The organism is Nocardia callitridis (assembly GCF_039543305.1).
In the GTDB taxonomy this organism is placed as follows: domain Bacteria; phylum Actinomycetota; class Actinomycetes; order Mycobacteriales; family Mycobacteriaceae; genus Nocardia; species Nocardia callitridis.
On record NZ_BAABJM010000002.1, the window covers coordinates 1,445,953 to 1,463,109 of the forward strand.

Annotated in this window: 14 protein-coding genes; 6 read left to right on the top strand and 8 right to left on the bottom strand. The window is 64.9% G+C overall.

Annotation, left to right across the window (positions count from 1 at the left end; translation table 11 throughout):
* Position 1 precedes the first annotated feature (1 nt).
* The 4 genes from ABEA50_RS15390 to ABEA50_RS15405 are packed head-to-tail and all read right to left on the bottom strand — an operon-like array spanning position 2 to position 4,723.
* Positions 2-1,699 carry an ABC transporter permease gene (locus ABEA50_RS15390; protein ID WP_345496046.1) on the bottom strand — a complete coding sequence of 566 codons (1,698 nt, stop codon included), beginning with the start codon at positions 1,697-1,699 and terminating at the stop codon, positions 2-4.
* Positions 1,699-2,862, bottom strand: coding sequence for an ABC transporter ATP-binding protein (locus tag ABEA50_RS15395; RefSeq protein WP_345496047.1), 1,164 nt, complete (start codon positions 2,860-2,862; stop codon positions 1,699-1,701). The genes ABEA50_RS15390 and ABEA50_RS15395 overlap by 1 nt, the downstream gene beginning before the upstream one ends.
* 1 nt (position 2,863) lies before the next feature.
* Positions 2,864-3,646, bottom strand: a complete 783-nt coding sequence (locus ABEA50_RS15400; RefSeq protein ID WP_345496049.1) for an SDR family NAD(P)-dependent oxidoreductase — start codon at positions 3,644-3,646, stop codon at positions 2,864-2,866.
* A 39-nt stretch (positions 3,647-3,685) separates the two neighbouring features.
* A complete protein-coding gene (locus ABEA50_RS15405; RefSeq protein ID WP_345496050.1) occupies positions 3,686-4,723 on the bottom strand; it encodes an ABC transporter substrate-binding protein in 1,038 nt (345 codons plus the stop codon).
* Between the two features lie 138 nt (positions 4,724-4,861).
* Here ABEA50_RS15405 and ABEA50_RS15410 point away from each other — a divergent pair, with 138 nt between their 5' ends.
* From ABEA50_RS15410 to ABEA50_RS30960, 5 genes are all read left to right on the top strand, one after another.
* The gene (locus ABEA50_RS15410; RefSeq protein WP_425577615.1) at positions 4,862-6,811 is read left to right on the top strand and encodes an oxidoreductase; all 1,950 of its coding nucleotides are present in this window, start codon (positions 4,862-4,864) and stop codon (positions 6,809-6,811) included.
* A gap of 169 nt (positions 6,812-6,980) precedes the next feature.
* Complete coding sequence (locus tag ABEA50_RS15415; protein ID WP_345496051.1) at positions 6,981-8,309, top strand: FAD-binding protein; 1,329 nt, start codon at positions 6,981-6,983, stop codon at positions 8,307-8,309.
* A gap of 43 nt (positions 8,310-8,352) precedes the next feature.
* Positions 8,353-9,054 carry a hypothetical protein gene (locus ABEA50_RS15420; protein ID WP_345496052.1) on the top strand — a complete coding sequence of 234 codons (702 nt, stop codon included), beginning with the start codon at positions 8,353-8,355 and terminating at the stop codon, positions 9,052-9,054.
* Positions 9,055-9,110: 56 nt separating this feature from the next.
* The gene (locus ABEA50_RS15425) at positions 9,111-10,145 is read left to right on the top strand and encodes an NADP-dependent oxidoreductase (protein ID WP_345496053.1); all 1,035 of its coding nucleotides are present in this window, start codon (positions 9,111-9,113) and stop codon (positions 10,143-10,145) included.
* Between the two features lie 160 nt (positions 10,146-10,305).
* Positions 10,306-10,458, top strand: a complete 153-nt coding sequence (locus ABEA50_RS30960) for an Abi family protein (protein WP_425577616.1) — start codon at positions 10,306-10,308, stop codon at positions 10,456-10,458.
* Between the two features lie 526 nt (positions 10,459-10,984).
* Here ABEA50_RS30960 and ABEA50_RS15430 read toward each other — a convergent pair.
* Both ABEA50_RS15430 and ABEA50_RS15435 read right to left on the bottom strand, forming a co-directional pair.
* Positions 10,985-11,776: a GIY-YIG nuclease family protein gene (locus tag ABEA50_RS15430; protein ID WP_345496054.1), complete on the bottom strand. Its 792-nt coding sequence runs from the start codon at positions 11,774-11,776 to the stop codon at positions 10,985-10,987.
* A 1,583-nt stretch (positions 11,777-13,359) separates the two neighbouring features.
* Positions 13,360-13,875, bottom strand: coding sequence for a hypothetical protein (locus ABEA50_RS15435; RefSeq protein WP_345496055.1), 516 nt, complete (start codon positions 13,873-13,875; stop codon positions 13,360-13,362).
* A 161-nt stretch (positions 13,876-14,036) separates the two neighbouring features.
* Here ABEA50_RS15435 and ABEA50_RS15440 point away from each other — a divergent pair, with 161 nt between their 5' ends.
* Positions 14,037-14,342, top strand: a complete 306-nt coding sequence (locus tag ABEA50_RS15440; RefSeq protein ID WP_345496056.1) for an integrase core domain-containing protein — start codon at positions 14,037-14,039, stop codon at positions 14,340-14,342.
* Between the two features lie 607 nt (positions 14,343-14,949).
* On the opposite strand, the gene ABEA50_RS15445 is transcribed toward ABEA50_RS15440, so the two are convergent.
* Together ABEA50_RS15445 and ABEA50_RS15450 are read right to left on the bottom strand one after the other, a co-directional pair.
* Positions 14,950-15,525: a hypothetical protein gene (locus ABEA50_RS15445; protein ID WP_345496057.1), complete on the bottom strand. Its 576-nt coding sequence runs from the start codon at positions 15,523-15,525 to the stop codon at positions 14,950-14,952.
* Between the two features lie 294 nt (positions 15,526-15,819).
* The gene (locus ABEA50_RS15450) at positions 15,820-17,028 is read right to left on the bottom strand and encodes an FAD-dependent oxidoreductase (protein WP_345496058.1); all 1,209 of its coding nucleotides are present in this window, start codon (positions 17,026-17,028) and stop codon (positions 15,820-15,822) included.
* Positions 17,029-17,157 lie beyond the last annotated feature (129 nt).

Consider the following 17,157-nt stretch of genomic DNA (forward strand, 5'->3'; position numbering starts at 1 on the left):
ATCACAGATTGCTCAACACATTTCGACCGCCAACGAGCATCGCCGCCGAGACGCCCACCGTCGTCACCGCCGTCATCAGCAGGGCCATCGCGGCGACCAGCGGATAGGACCCGTTCTGCCACAGATCAAACAGCAACGTGCCCATCACCTGCGTGGTCGAGGCGCGCACCAGCAGCGACGCGGCGAACTCGTGGGTCAGCAGAATGAACATCAGCGCGACAGCACTGAGAATGGTCGGACGCATCAGCGGAAGCATGATGCGCAGGTTCGTCACCAGTGGCCCCGCGCCGCTGGTGGCCGACGCCTCGGTGTAGGTGTTGCCCAACGAGAGCAGCGCGGTCATCTGCATCCTGGTCGCGAACGGCAGCATCAGCACGATGTAGACGAGGACGATCACGGTTCGGGTGCCATACAGGATCAACGGCGGCTCGGTGTAAGTGAGCAGGAACCCGACACCGAAGATCACCGCGGGGATGCCGAGAGGCAGTGCGGTGATGAAGTCCGCGATCAGGGCGAGTACTCGGAAGCGCCTGCCGCGCACCAGCAATGTCGCCATCACATATCCGATGGGCACGCAGATCGCCACCGCGATGAGCGAGGTGGACACGCTGGTCAGCACCGATTCCACAATCGAGGCGGTCGAGGCGAGAGTGCGGAAGTTGTCCAACGTCAGCAGATCCAGCGACAACGACCCCGACCAGTACGGCGTCAACGACACGATGACCAGCCCGACCAGCGGAATGACCAGCGCGAACAACGCGTAGATCACGAGCGTGGCCGCGGCCCAGGTCGAGCGGCGCGTAGTCGCCGCGAACGCCTTCCCGCCATGCGTGACGAACCGAGTCTGGTTGCCCAGCAAGACTTTCTGTACCAGCACGAGGGCGAGGCCGAACAGCACAAGGGGTGAACCCGCTGCGGCGGCCGCGGCGAAATCCGACGGCGACTCCGACACCCGGCGATAGATCTCGGTGGTGAGCACCTTCACGCCGTTGTTCTGCCCGAGCAACAACGGTCCGGTGAACTGCCCCAACCCCAGCAACAGCGCGATACCACCGCCGTAGATCAACGAAGGACGCAGCAGCGGAAGCACGACCCGAAAGAACACACCGACCGTCGAGGACCCGCTGATCTGGGCCGCCTCGAGATGTTCGGCATTGATGTTCTGCATGCCCGCGCTGACGAACAGATAGACGAACGACGTCAAACCGAAGCCGGTGAGGATGATGATCCACGGCACCGTGTACACGTCGATCGGACCGGTGTCTGAGCTACTCCACCAAGGCAATTCCCGCAACAGCACATTGAGGTAGCCGGGGCCTGGCGACAGCAGAAACGCCCACCCGACGATATTGGCGACCGCGGGCATCACGATCGGCAGGATCGGGACGATGCGCAGGAACGACAGCCGAGGCGGAAGTCGACTCGCGGCGAAGGCCAACAGTGTGCCGAGCACCATCGCGATCACCAGCGACCCGAGGGCGAGCGCGATCGTGGTCCGGATGGTCTCGGCGATGTCGTAGCGGGTGTACTGGCTGCGATAACCGCGTGCGCCGTCCGCGAATGCCAGCGACTGCAACTGGATCATCGGCAACACGACAAGATAGGCCAGCACCGCGAGCAGCGCGAGATATCCGATCCTGCTTCGCCACTGCGTCGGGATCGCGAAGGAGCGGGCGGAGGTGCTGCTCATCGTCGCCATCAGGCGTGTCCTCCTACCGTGGCAGGCGGTGCCGTCGGCTCCTGCGCGTGCGCAGCGCCGTCCGCGGCGAATACCCGAAGGCTCGCGGGCGAGAAACTAACGACCACTTCGGCGCCGGACGCGCTGGCGCGCAGGGCCGAACCGTGTTCGGCCGCGTCAGCGCGCAGGGCCAATTGTTCGGTGCCGGTCTTGACCGTCACATCGAAATGGCGGCCACCGTACTCGTAGGTGATCAGTTCGGCGTGCAGTGCGACATTGCCGGACGGCACCTCCTCGATCGAGCGGTGCAACGACACGTCGTCGGGTCGGAGCCGAGCAACCGCCGACGTCGTGCGGTCGGCCGCATCTCGCACCACCGCGTGCGTCAGATCGAGAGCGTCACCCGCCGACGTGCTCCAGCCGTCGTGGCCACGGTGCAATTCGAGTCGGTTACCCATGCCGATGAACGCGGCGACGTACTCCGAGATTGGGTTCTCGAAAACCTGCTCGGGCACGTCGTACTGCTCGATCTTGCCGGACTTCATGATCGCCAGGCGATCACCGAGCGCGAGCGCTTCGGCTTGATCGTGGGTCACGAACACGGCGGTGAAGCCCAGTCGCTGATGCAGCTGATGGATTTGCAGGCGGACCTGGTCGCGCAGTCGCGCGTCGAGATTGCTCAACGGTTCGTCGAACAGCACCAGATCCGGCTGTGCGACCAGGCCGCGGGCCACCGCGACGCGCTGCTGCTGACCGCCGCTGAGTTGCGCGGGATAGCGATCGAGCAGCGCACCACAGTCGACCGTCTCGGCCGCGGCTTCGACCGCCCCCTCGGCGATCGCCTGCTTGCGCTTGCGCACCTTCAGCGGATACCGGATGTTGTCGCGAACGGTCATGTGCGGCCAGAGCGCGTAGGACTGGAAGACCATGCCGATATTTCGCTTGTGCGGGGGCACGTTTCGCCGGGTTCGACCGTCGAAGACGAGGTGGTCCTTGAACGCGATCGACCCGCCCTGCGGTGTTTCCAGGCCGGCGAGGCAGCGCAGCGTCGTCGTCTTCCCGCATCCGCTGGGACCGAGCAGGACGAGGAATTCGCCCTCCTCGATCTCGAGATCGAGTTGATCGACGACGACGTTCGATCCGTAGGTCTTGGTGAGACCGGCGACTGTGAATGGCGACGTCATTTCATGCCTTCTGTGTCTGTTTTTTCGGGGTGTGTACGCCTGCGGAGATACCGCCGTCGACGAGCAGGTCGGCGCCGGTCATGTATGCGCTGTCCGCGCAGGCCAGGAACGCGATCACTCCGGCCACCTCGGCGGGTGTGCCGCGTCGTCGCATCGGAATACTGCGTACATAGGCGTCGATGTCGTCGTTCGCGAAACCCGCACTCGCGGTGATCTCGGTGGCGACGCTGCCTGGGCATACCGAATTGACTCGGATTCCGCGTTGGGCCAGTTCCAGCGCCGCCACCTTGGTCAGCGCGCGGACGCCGAACTTGGCGGCGCCGTAGGCACCCAACTCGGCCGTGGCCAGCACGCCGCGCAGTGAGGACACGGTCACGACAGCCCCACCCTCGCGCATGGCCGTCGCGGCAGTGCGCAATGCCAGGAAGGTGCCGACCAGATGCTGGTCGATCATCGTGCGGAACTGTTCCAGCGTGGTGTTCTCCAGTGCTGCCTTCATGGCCGTGCCCGCACTGTTGACCAGAACATTCGGCGGATGTCCCGCCCATCGCATCTCGGAAACGACTGCTGCCCAATCGGACTCGGCGGTGACATCGAGCCGCCGGTAGTGCGCGCCAGGACCGAGGCGCGCCGCACGCGCACGCCCGGCGTCGTCGTCCACATCGGTGAGGTAGACGGTCGCGCCCCGGTCGACGAGCAGTTCCGCCGTCGCGCCGCCGATCCCGCCCGACGCCCCTGTCACCAGCGCGTTGACACCGCGTAGCGGCTCAGCTATCTCATCCATTGCTGCCCTTCGTCGGTGAGGTGGTCGGATGGTCCGCGCTCAGTTCTGGAAACGCTTGGACCACTCTTGGGAGTACTGCGACACCTTTTCCGGCGACAGGTCCTTGGTGTCCGGGGAAGCAATCTGCTGGGCCCGCACGACCGCGCCGGGAATATTCGGCAGCGCTGCGGCATAGCCGGAGTTGAGCGCAGTCTGCCCCTCACGGGTGGCCATGAAATCGACCAGCACCTGCGCGGCGTTCGGATGCGGCGCCACGCTCAGTACGTGGCTGTACCAGGGTGTGCCCCATGGCGACTCCGGCAACGCCCAGTTCACCGGTGCGCCCGCGGCGACTTCGGTGACCAAGGGTTGCACCGAAGGGGTAACCGCGATCTCGCCGGAGGTCAGCGCCTGGGCAATACCGAGCGCGCTCGGATACACCCTGGGCTTCAACTCGGCGATTCGCTCCCAGTAGTCCTGGCCGTAAGTTTCGGCGTAGTACCGGTACATGTCGACGTAGGAGGCGATCCCCGTCGGGTTGACGATGCCGATCTTGCCCCGATATTTCGAATCGAGCAGGTCGCGTGGCGTACGCAGCCCCTGCGGAACGGCGGAGGTGTTCCAACCGAGCGCGAAGACGGCGGCGCTGCCGAGCGCGAACCGATTCGCGATCACGCTGGTGTCGGGCTGATACTCGGGGGCGCGCAGGTTCGGGCCGATCAGGTCGGTGGAGTAGACACCAGACTGTGCGGCGTTGTCCACCCATGTCGCGTCGGTCAGCATGTGCACGTCCGCCGTGCCTCTGCCGGTCTTGTGCTCGGTCTCCACGCGGGGGTTGATGTCGGAGTCGGTTCCCCGGATGAACTCGAGGTCGATGCGTGGGTACTTCGCCTCGAACGCCCGTTCCAGTACTTCGAGATTGGCTGGTTTCTGGCTGGAGTAGAGCAGGACCCTGCCCTCGTTCTCCGCGGCGGAGACCACCTCCGACCAGACGCCGGACACTGGTTTCGTCGTCCCCGGCGCCCCGCCACACGCGGTCAGCCCAGACACGACGGCCGCGACCGCACCTGCGGCCACAACCTTGAACAGCGATTTCATGATGCGACTTCCTTCTCGAGGATCACCGAAGTCCGCGTAACTGAACTGATGTCAGTTTGAAACGTAGGCGAGAAACCATTGTGGTGTCAATCACTCTGTGGCAATAATATGAAGTGAATCCAGTTCAAGGGAGAGTTCGTGACCGCTTCGCCGATGTCGGCACCGATGCAGATCGGACCGTTGCACCTGCGCAATCGCCTCGTCGCGACCGCACACGGGTCCGGGGCGGTCGCGGGCGGCCTACCCCAGCCGGGTGACGATGCCTACTGGAGACGATGCGCGAGCGGCGGCGCCGCGATGGTGATCGCGGGCGGGACCGTGGTGAGCCCGGAGTCGGCGAATCGAATCGGCAACACCACAGAGGCGTGGCGGCCCGACGCCGTCCCGGGTCTGCGCCGTCGCGCCGCGGCCGTCGCTGGCGAGGGCGCGGTGCCGGTATGTCAGCTGGTACACCTTGGGCGCGAAACACTGGGAGCGCAGATCTGGGGGCACCCGATCGCCCCGTCCGCCCTACGCTCACCACGAGAGCCGGTCGCGGCGAGAACCATGACCGAAGACGATATCGACCGAGTCGTGCGGGATTTCGTCGTCAGTGCCGAACACGCGCGTGCGGCAGGCTTTCCCGCGGTCGAACTACATGCCGCGCACGGCTACCTGCTGGCGCAGTTCCTGTCCCCCGCCTCGAACATCCGCGCCGACGCGAACACCCTCGACGGCCGTGGCCGTATCCTGCACCGGCTGCACAGCGCGATCACCTCGGCCTGCGCGGATCTGGTTGTCGGCGTGCGCGTCTCGCTCGACGGCGCCGAAGAAGCCGGGCTGGACATCGACGGGCTGTGCGCGGTGCTGTCGACGCTGGAAATGTTCGATTACGTCAGCGTGACGGCGGGCGTGCGCACCACCTACGTCCGCGATATGGCCACTACGGCGCCACCGCTGGCGCCACACATCCCACGCCTGCGCGCCGCGACGACCAAGCCTCTCCTGGTCGCACAGGCGATCCGCACCCGACGCCAGATCGAGGCCGCGTTGCGCGCGGGCGCCGACCTCGTCGGCATGGCCCGTCCGTTCATCGCCGACCCGATGTTCGCCGACAAGATGATCCGTGGCGACGACCACGCGATTCGGCCCTGCGTCTCGTGCAATGAAGACTGTCGCACCTTCACCCCGACGTTGCTGTGCTCGGTCGATCCGACCTTGGGGCCGCCGGGCACCGACGCACGCCCGGCGGCCCCGCTGCGGTTCGGCCCAAAAACGGTGCGCACCCGCCGCGTCGCCATCGTCGGCGCGGGACCGGCAGGGCTGGAATCCGCACTACGCCTCGCGCACAGCCACGACACCACCCTCTTCGAGGCGAGCCCGCACATCGGCGGGCAGCTGCGACTGGCCGCGCAAGCCCCACACCGGGCGGGATGGTCCCGACTGCTCCGCTTCTACGAAGACAACCTCGATGGCGTGACACTCCGACTCGGCCAACGGGTGACACCCGAACAGCTCGACGACTTCGACGAGGCGATCATCGCGACCGGGGCGAAGGAAACCGTCACGGCCGGGTCCTCGTCCTCGTCCTCGGCTATTCTCGACCGCCACCGGGTCTGGCCGGGAAATCGGGTAATCGTTGTCGACGACGGGTTCGGCTACTGGACCACGGTCGGCGCGATCGAGTCGGCGTTGGCGGTCGGCGCCGACGTCACCGTTCTGATCCCCGGGCCGTCGTTCGCGCCAACGATTCCCGACGAGAGTCGGGCGCAGTTGCTACGTCGCTTGGCGGGCGCACCGGTGGAGTTCATCGTCGAAGCTGCCCTCACCGACGTGCGTCGCGACGGCGCGAAAACGGTCGTCAGCTATCGACATCTGTTGTCCGGCCGCGAATCTCGCTTACACGGCGATCATGCGATCGTGGTGGGCCAGCGCGTGGCCAGTGAGTGGCGTCCGTTCGAGCGACGCGCTCGGCACGCCCGAATCCAAGTGATCGGCGACGCGCTCGTCCCACGCCGCGTCGCGCACGCCATCGCCGAGGGGCACGCCGCGGCACGAGCGATCATCACCGGATCCGCCGCCGAACAGCCCACGGCGCACACAACGTGATGCGGCGACCTCGCCGAATGATCACCGCTGAGGCCCGAGATCGACAGCCCCGAATTTCCCGGTAAGAGCACGAGCCGGTGACGGGCAGGCGGCACGCTCGCAATATGAATTGACTTCAGTTTATGCACGGTGCGACGCCCAGCCCGGCAATAGCGCAGAGGGAGTACGAATGCAGGAGATCCACACCGACGTGCTGATAATCGGCGCGGGCATGGCCGGGGCGACCGCGGCGGCACGATCGCTGGAACACGGCAACACCGTCGTAGTGGTCGAGCGAGCGCCGACCATCGGCGGTTCGGCGTTGTACGCGGGTTACGCGTGGACAGCGCCGAACCACGCGGTGATGGACGAAGTGAACCCGAACGGCGACCTCGCGCTGCGCCGAGAACTCGTCGACGGCTTCCCGGCGGCGATCGCCTGGGTTCGTTCGCTCGGCGTCGAATGCGGCGCGGCCATGACCGTTCTGCGCTACGGCATCGGGCATCAGTTCGACACCAACCAGTACGTCGATGAATGCCGACGCCGGATCAGCGCGCAGGGGCGACTGTTCACCGAAACCAACACCCTCGCACTGCGTACCCTCGACTCTGCCGTCGTCGGGGCCATGCTGCGGCTCGCCGATGGCTCCGAATGCGAGATACGCGCCACCGCAACGATTCTCGCGACCGGTGGCTTCCAAGCCGACCCCGAACTGGTCGCCGCGAAAATTCACCCCGCCGCGGGCGAGATGCCACTGCGCTCGAACCCGACCAGCTCCGGGGACGGTCTACGGCTGGCCGAATCCGTCGGGGCCGCGACGAGTCGGCCCCACTCCGGGTTCTACGGGCATCTCGTGCCCACCGAGATCACGTTCCGCGACCCCGGCGATTTCGTGGCGCTTTCGCTGTACTACAGCGAGCACGCCCTGCTGTTCGACGTGAACAATCGCCGATTCACCGACGAAACCCTCGGCGACCACCTGACGGCGATGCAGCTGCTCCAACAGCCAGGAGCGCGCGGGCTGTTGGTCGCGGACGACCGTGTCTATCGCGAATGGATCCGCGCCAGCTACGTCGAGGGCGCGGTCGCCATCGACAAGTTCGATCTCACCCAGCGGCGGGCCGGGCGCTGCGGCGTCGCCGAGACGCTCGACGACTTCACCTACCTCCCACAGGAATGGGGTTACGACGGTCCGGCGATCGCCGAACAGATCCGCCGCGTCAACAACGCGGGCGCGGCAGTGCAGCCGCCACGCACCCACGACTCGACGCCCCTCGACCAGGGGCCGTACTACGTCATCGAGGCGCGCCCCGCCCTGACCTTTCCCTTCCACGGCATCCGCATCGATGCGCACGGCCGAGTACTCGCCACCAACGGGCGCGCGATCGAGGGACTGTTCGCGGCCGGATCCGACATCGGCGGGCTCTACGACCACGCCTACGCGGGCGGCATCGCCCCGGCACTTGTCTTCGGCCTGGCCGCGGCCGACACCGCGAGCCTGCCCCGAACGTCTGTCTGACCCACCCGAATCCCCCGACTCCATGATGAGGAAGAGAGAAACAATGAAGTTCACCAAGTCCGTCATCGCGCTCGCGCTGGCCACCACCGCCACGATCCTCGGCGCCACCACTGCGGCGGCCGCGCCACCCACGCTCGACGTCGACCTGATGCCCGGAGTGAACTATCGGGCGTATCAGGACGGCGACACCGCGGTGATCAGCGTCGACTCGGGCAAACTCATCGTCGACCACGGCCGATTCCAGATCCGCTCGGACTCCGGCGACATCCTGGCCGGAGTGCCGCTGGAGTTCAACATCGATGACATCGCCTTCCCGATCGACGCCGAAATCGACGGCAACACAGCACGACTCACGCCGAGTGCCGATATGAGCCGCGCCAACTACAACCCGGTGGCCCTGCCCTTCGAGGACTCCGCACCGTGGAAGAGCCCGTACGACAGAGAGGTCGCGGCCTGGACCAGGATGACCTCCACCATCTCCACCAGCTCGATCATCGGCGCGGTCGTCGGTGCCGTCGGCGCGGGCACGATCGGTTGTCTACTCGGCGGCGCGGCGGGCACGGTCCTCACCGGACCCCTTGCCACCCTTTTCGGTGCCGGTCCGCTCGCCGGATGCCTGATCGGCGCCGCGGCGCTGGCCCCCATCGGGGTGCTCTCGGGTGCGGTCTTCGTCGGTGCGCCGGTGGCGATCGCCGCGTTCATCCAGTACCAGACCACGATCAACGCACCGTTCCCCGGAAACTGACCCGTAAATCGCCCTACCGCCGCCCAGCGCACGCTGGGCGGCTTCGGAGGTTAGCCATGCCCCGTACGAATCGACAGTGGTCGCTGGCGCGCACCCCGCGCGGCCGACTCACCACCGACGATCTGGCCCTGGTCGAATCGCCGATTCCCCAAATCGGCCCGAACGAGATCCTGGTACGCAACACCTGGCTGTCGATCGATCCCTCGATTCGAATCAGGCTCTCCTCGACAACTCCGCTCGGCTACCTCCCCCCGATCCGCCCCGGCGAACCACTGGTGGGTCTGGCGCTGGGCACGGTGATCGACACCCGCAACCCCGACTTCGCGGTCGGCGATCTCGTCTCGCACATCTTCGGTTTCCGCGACTACGCGGTGATCGGCACCAGAGCGGACACCATCGGCGGCTACGGCCTGCCGACCAGGATCGATACGCGGGGCATGCCACCACAGTGGTACCTCGGCCCACTCGGGAGCTCCGGTTTGACCGCATACGCCGCGCTGACCGAAGTCCTCCAACTACGTCAGGAGGACACGGTCTGGGTTTCCGCTGCCGCGGGCGGAGTCGGCGCCATCGCCGCCCAGATCGCCAAGTTGCGCGGGGCAACGGTCCTCGGCTCGGCGGGTCGTGCCGACAAGGTCGAGTTCCTCCGGCAGGAACTCGGCATCGCAGCCTTCGACTACCACGATCCGACACTGCACGAGTCGTTGGCCGAGCTCGCACCCGACGGAATCGACGCGTACTTCGACAATGTGGGCGGCGACCATCTCGCTGCGGCGATGGACAACCTACGACCACGCGGACGCATCGCCGTCTGTGGTGCGGTATCCGGATACGACGGCGCGCCCCACTCCGGCAATCCCGACCTCTTCCAGATCGTGTCGAAAGAACTACGCATACAGGGGTTTCGCGCAGGATCATACAACCACCTCGAAGGCTCGATGCGGCAAGAAGTGGGCGGCTACCTCACTGCGGGCGACATGGTCTATCACGAAACGATCTTCGACGATCTGACACAGGCGCCAACCGCACTGCTGGCCATGTTGGCCGGGAAAACCATCGGAAAGACGCTGTGTCGCCTAACTTCCGAATAGGGTCGGTGGATCTGGGCCTGGCCGATAGCCACTCTCGTCGAACTTCCCCACCTGTCCTCGCCGAAATTCCCCACCCGTGAGCGGTGTCGTTTATAGGGGCTCGCGGTTGCCGGTGGTCGCCCGGCGGCGGGTGTCGGCGGTGGCTTGTGGTCACGGAGCAGTGACCCGATCGTGCACCAGCCCCGCTGGCCTCGGCGGTGCCCTGGTGAGTTGGATGAGGAACCTCAACTACATCCGCAACTGCTGCGCTCACCACTCACGACTGTGGAATCGAGGTATCGACGTCCAGCTCTCCCCCGTCACCTATTGCTGATACCTGATCTGAGCCACGCCGCCTCGCCAGCCCTGACGAAGCGGGTGTACGCATCGCTGGCCGTCCTCGCCTACCTCCTTGAGCAGATCTGCCCGGGTTCGAGCTGGCGCCCAGACCTCGTAGCTCATATCCAAACCGGGCTCGCTGCGTTGAGCCGCAATGACTCCGAGATGGGTTTCCCTCTCGGGTGGACAACCGAACCTCTTTGGCAGTGACAGCTGGAGCACTCCCTGTCGATGTAAGGAATCAAGACATCCCTGACTCCCTGTTATCAAGTGACGCTTGACGGATCCGATGGCTTGACGCCAGCCCCGGTGACGTATAAGCGAGTGATGGGCTCGAGGTTGTATCCAGGCAGAAGTACTGTGGCACAACCGGTGTCGAAATCGATATTGACCAGCTGTGCCGCAAGGAGATTAGTAGACGCGCCGCTCGGTTGCCCGGCGACGGATCTCCGCGCGCCAGCCCGGTCGGCTAGATCCCCGTCGGTACACGATCATCCGAGGATGCGGCCTTGGGCAGCGTGCTATTCGGCGATTGTGAGCCGACGGGCGTGCTTGATCTCCTGGAACGTTTCGTAGTCCTTCTCCCGACCCAAGGACTTCAGCAGTGCCTTCAGCTTGTCGGAACTCAGCGACGGCACGACACACTGGGCGAACAGTTCCGGCTCGTTCGCTTCGACCATCGCAGCGCTGATTCGGCGGCTCTTGACCACTCGATCCCAGGTCGCGACTCCCTTGATACCGACACTGGTGCCGATAGCGAGTTTGAGTTCGGTCTCCACCCTCTCCCGAGCCGCGACCGCCTCCCCGTATTCCTGCTGGATCCGCACTTCCTCGTCGCGCAGCTTGAGTTCGGCCTCGATCTTCTGCCGAGCTTCGACCGCTTGCCCGTACTCCTGATGGATCCGCACTTCCTCGTCGCGCAGCTTGATCCACTGGGTCCGCAACTGTTTGGCGGCGTCGTCGCAAGTCCTCAAATCCATGTCTGGTTCGATGGTTTCAAGCTGTTCGATTCGGCGCTGCTTAGGCAGTTCCTCGGTGACCCAGATCCGGCAGTGTGCGAACAGTTCGGCGGCCTCATCCTCGGTCAGGCTGTAGATCTCCGAGCCGCCGTCCACACTGCGGCGGTCTGCCCAGGTGATCTTGATGTACTTCTCGAGCGCGCTGTGCTCGTCGGTCTCGATCGCGTCAAACAACGACAACGGGTGGGCACAGTTGGTTTGCAGTGTGGACCGCCGCTTGGCCGGTGTGGCTGTGGTTTGGCCGATCTTGAACAAATCCTCCGTGCCGTGACGAAACCCGTAGATGTAGCCCATCGTGAACTCCCCTGTGCTGGTTGCCTTTCGGGCCAACCCCTGCGCCCGATCCGATGTTGGGGATGCTCCCACGACCCACCGACAACAATCTCCGTTACTGCTGAACTCAAGTACTCCGCGCGGACCCGCGCCGGATCGCAAAACGCCTGCGCGCCGACGCTGCCGACTGCGGCGAGTACGCAAACCGACCGAGGCAACGCCGATCCCTCGCGCACGATCGCCAGCCACCGCCAGGTGGACGCAAACGCTGTCATACGCGAGTTGCCCCCACACCCAGCCCAGTCGCCGGTCGTTGCCACTCCACAGAAGCTGCTCACCGCCCGCGCCGCGACCCGACACGGGTCCCTGGCAAGAGCATAGAGTTTTCTTGCAACGGCATCGGCGTGGAACGCTCTCCAACGGTATCGTCCAAGCGCGGTCGGTGGTCCGGGAGCTAGCTTGGGCGGGCGGCGGTCGACCTACTGACGGCGGTAGCCGCGGTCACGGAACCCTGCTGGCAGAAAGCCGAATTTCCCAGCTACACCGCACGGTCAGGCAAGAGCGCTCACTCGTTGCAGGTATAACCAGCGCGTGAGCGCGAGCATGTCCGGCCGGACTCCCCCGACGGCGCGGTTTCACCAGCCCCTCTACGGCGTTGCGCCGACACCGACACGATATCAAGTTGACCTGCCAGCATCTGGACTTGCAACGAGAGCGGTTGTCCAGGGCCTATCGCGGAGCGCGTTGTCACAGTCGCTCCCGAAGCAACAGCAACGGCCTCCGCCGCAGAAACATCGACCCGAGCATCGCGACGAAGGCGGGGAAGACTTTGGCTGTCCAGTGTTTCGCCTTGTTACCGATATAGTCGGCGGTCCGGGCTATGAACTCTCCCAGCCTGCGGTTCGAGTCCTGTTCCAGGCGAACCAGAGCCCGTACAATGTGACGAACGTTCCGACCAGCTCGAGCCAGTCTCCGACTGTCTCCATCGCGATACCGTAGTGCCACCCGCGCAGTTGTGTTCCGCAGGGTCGGGTACGCGCCACACGTGAGGCATCGAAACTTGCCCGCGGTCCTGGCCGACGGTATGGCGAACCTTCGGAGCACTCGGATCGAGCGACTGGGTTGCCGGCTGTCGTGGGCGCCGGGGCCAAGCTTGATGGGATTACGCCACCAGTGGACAGCCCGGGAACCGGATCACGATGTGCGACAGGACGAATCGCGATCCGGTCGGATTCGACGGGCGGATCGACGAGGCTGCGCAGCGGCACCGGGAACGGGTCGAGCAGGGCCGTACGTGGGCGGGGCGCGAGCCCGCGCTGTCGGTGCTGCTGTTCGGACCGGGTGGTCATCGCATCGCTGAATTCCACTGGCAGCGGTCCGCCGATCGAATGGGCGATCCACGACGCGAACACCTGCGAACAGTTCCGCGGCGCCTGCACCTGGGTGTCACGCGAGAGTTCCTCGAGGCTCACTCCGGCGGGCAGCAGCGTCCTGCCATACAGGGGTAGGCGGTTTCGGGAAGCAAGCGTCGAACGGAATGATTCGAAGATCGAGCGTATGCGGATGTGCCGGACACGTTCCTGGAGATGCCGAAGCCGTGCGCATCAGTCTTCGTCGAAAACGAGGATCGTGACAACAATCCCGCTGCCTACGCCGACCACCACCGCGTCGAACACATACCGTGTCACCGGATTCCAGCTGCTATCGCTGTAGGTGTTACTCCACCAATGACTTCCATGACCGAGAAGGCGGACCAGCGAACCGAACACCTCAGCTGCCTTGACCCGGTCATAGCGTCCGCGTGAGCCGTAGGCGAGCGTGGTCGAGGCGATGCGGATCAGCCGGTGTACAGCCCCGGCTACGTCAACCTCGAGGAGGCGGTCGGCCAATTCCGCAGAGGAGTCCGGAACATCTACGGGCACCTTGGGATACCACCGCTCGAGAACACCGAGGCCTTCGATCAGTGCGAACACTTCACGTGGCATCCGCGCCGCATCGCCGAGATTTGCCCACGCATGCATCTCCCCATTGCCGTGCGGTCCGCTCGAGCCGGACAGCAGAGCGCGGATGCGGTCAAGGCGATCGCCGACCGGCAGAACGTCGGAAGTCACGCCGCCCACCTTCGCACGGCTGGTCTTTCGACGCCCAGCCGCACAGGACGCGCAACGCCGCTCGCCGACTCAACTGCCAACCGCCGGATTTCCGAAGGTGGTGTGGGCGCTGGGCTTCAAGTTCGGCTCCACCGTCGACGGCAAGGCGGTGATGATCGCGTCGATGGTCGATGAACACCACCCGCGAGTCGCTACTGCGCCTGGTGGAACGCTCGATCACCGCCGAGCGGCTCGTCGCCGAGCTCGCGAAGGTGTTCACCGCACGCGGCGCGCCACCGCGAGTGCTGCGCACGGACAACGGTCCGGAGATGATTTCGCACGTGCCGCAACAGCTGTTCGGTAATCGGGTGGGGATTGTCCACATCCCGCCGGGGACGCCGTGGAACAACGGGTACGTCGAATCGTTCAACCGGCGGCTACGAGCCGAGTGCCTCAACCGCAACCACTGGGCGAGCTGCTCGAGGCCCGGGGAGTGATCGGCGATTTCAAGGACTAACACAACCGGCGGCATCGGCATTCGGCGCTGGGCTATCTGACCCCGGCCGAGTACGCAGCGGCCTGCAACCACGCCCACCACCCGGTGGCGTGCAGCATCACCTGAAACTGGATCGAAAACAACCCGGATTCAAACACCGAGTGGTCGCACCATCGGGGACCGGCCAATAGGACGTGCCGTGCCTCGTTGTGGATCACCGCCCCACCACGTGAGACGCTGACACACAGCAGATGTGGCATGAATCACATGACTGAGGGCAGCATGCCCAACCTGCGCACATACATCCCTGACAGAGGTGCCGCTATTACGCGTATATTGCGCGCCAGGATCACACACTTCAAAAAAACCATCTGACCTGCGAACTACTGGTGGGCCTAACGCTGATCAATCCGAACCATCCCACGGCCGAAGGGCCCCGGTTGCGCATCAAGCCGGTAGGCGCTCGGTAGGTCATATCCAAGACATGACCTGCCGGTTCAGCGAATCGTTGATGATCGGCACGCGTCACGCGCCGATTGTTCGGCGGCTGGCCCCCCGCGTTGTCCTGCTGCCGCCGCAACCATTCGGAACCCGCTCGATATGTGGCACTACACAATGTCGGTTGGGCCGGGTTGGGCTCGTCGGAATGCTTTGCGTTCGGATCTTGCGATGACCAGGTCAGGGTTTCGTCTGTGTAGTTCAGCGACGATGTCGTCCAGCGAGATCGGGCGCAGCCAACGCTCCGAGATGGTGAGCGGGAAGCCGACCGTGATCTTGCCCACCGGGCTGTAGATCCATCTGGACCAACGGCTTTCGGCAAGCCTTGGGTTGGAGTCGACCAGTTCGACGGCCAGGTACCTCATGCCGTGGGCTGTGATCAGATGGATGCGCGATATAACAGCCCATGGGATTCGACCGAATGGGCTGAACGTCACCCCATTATCGTCGACTGTCAGGTCGGGTACGGGACGGATGATGTGTCGTAGTCCGAGGAGGAGGGCAGCGATTCCCACAGCGATCGGCGCCACCACAGGGAATGTCAGCGGCGAGTCTGTGGTGGTGGTTACGAGCAGCAACAAGCCGACTGCGATCCCGATCAGACCCAACGCCGTTATCTCTACCCAACGGACCCACGAAGATTGAAAGATACTCGGTGGTGTTCGTATGTCCTGAGGCTGGTCCACACCCTGGACTGTAGCGGTCGTTCGGACAGGCCGACACAGCATTGACGTCGAATGGTCGCCCGGGAGCGTATGGATGCGCTCAATTCGGCATGAGCGCTCGAAACCATGGGTGCCGCCACCAGTGCCGCTGCGCACCAACACTTTCCGCCCGACCGGTAACGACATAGACTTACGCACCGAGAAGGTGCTCCAACACCCTCGAAATTTGTTCCTAGACAGTCGAATTATCGCAGGCAGGAGCACTTTTTTACTAATTCCGGCACGCAATATCCGAATTGGCATGAACGCGCGAGGCTAATTATTGGCGCGTTGGATAGAGCGCCGGACCAGGCCACGGATGCCGGGGAGCTGGATGGCGCGGAGCATTAGTTCACCGGCCCACACATGTGTGCGTGACGGCGGGGCGAATCGGCTGATTCCTTTGCGGGCCAGTGCCTGTCGTTTGTGTACTTCCGGACGCAACGTGTTCTCCCAGGTGCCGAGAGCGATGGGAATGTCGTCGCCGTGTGCCGCTAGCGCGGCGCCGAGCTGGTCGGCGCCGTCGAGAGCAAGGGCGGCGCCGTAGCCGGCGAATACCGTTACGCACCATGCTGCGTCCCCGAGCAGGACGACCCGGTCGTGACTCCAGCGGTCCATCACGATTTGGCCGACCGAGTCGAAGTAGGCGGTGGCTGGGTCGGCCTCGAGTTGGTGGAGGGCGTCGGCGACACCGCCTCCGAGGTCCCCGAACGCTCGTGTGAGCGCGGGTGCGGTGCCGAGAGCCAGTTCGGCACCCGGGTCGGGGCTGCGGTAGGTGAAGAACGCCGAGGACCGTTGCGGTCCCAGGTTCATCACCGCAGCTGTGCGTCCGGGGCCGATAAAGGTGGTGCCGACGCCTTCCGGTACGTGCTCGGGAACTGTTTTCAGCGGAAACGCGCCGACCATGTGGCCCAGGTCCACGAAATATTCGGACTCGGCGCCGAATACGAGCTCGCGGACTCCGGAGTGCGCGCCGTCGGCGCCGACGAGGAGTTCGGTATGCAGGTGGGTGTCGTCACTGAGGGTGACCACGACTTCCCCGGCGGTCTGGGCGACGGCCTGCACGGTGGTACCGAAACGGATGTCGACGAGGTGGGCCACGGCGTCGTACAGCGCCGACTCCAAGTCGCCGCGGAACAAGCTCAGCGCCTGGTTCCCGACAGCAGCCTCGGTGACAGCGGCCGGAATTTTGAACTTCTCCCGGCCGTCCGCGTGGACGAGGACCGAGGTGAAGAACCCGATATCGCGCGGAGTCAGCGCCGGTATCAGCCCGAGCCGCTCGGCGGCGGCATATCCGGGCCCGTGCAGGTTCACCAGGTAACCGCTACTGCGACGACTCGGCGCGCGTTCGACCACGACAACGTCCCAACCTTGCTGATGCAGCCGCAACGCGGCGGCCAAACCAGCGATACCGGCGCCGACGACCAATGCTCGCCTACCCGATGTCTTGGCGCGATGGCGTGCGGCATTCTCGTGAGCTTCCATGTGAGACTCCTGTATCGATCCGTTGTCGGCGAAAGCCGTCCGAGCTGTCGCCATGCCGTCAACTAATAGTTGACGGCAACTGGATCGTCAACCTATGGTTGACGAATGGATCGACAGGTGCCGGCCCAC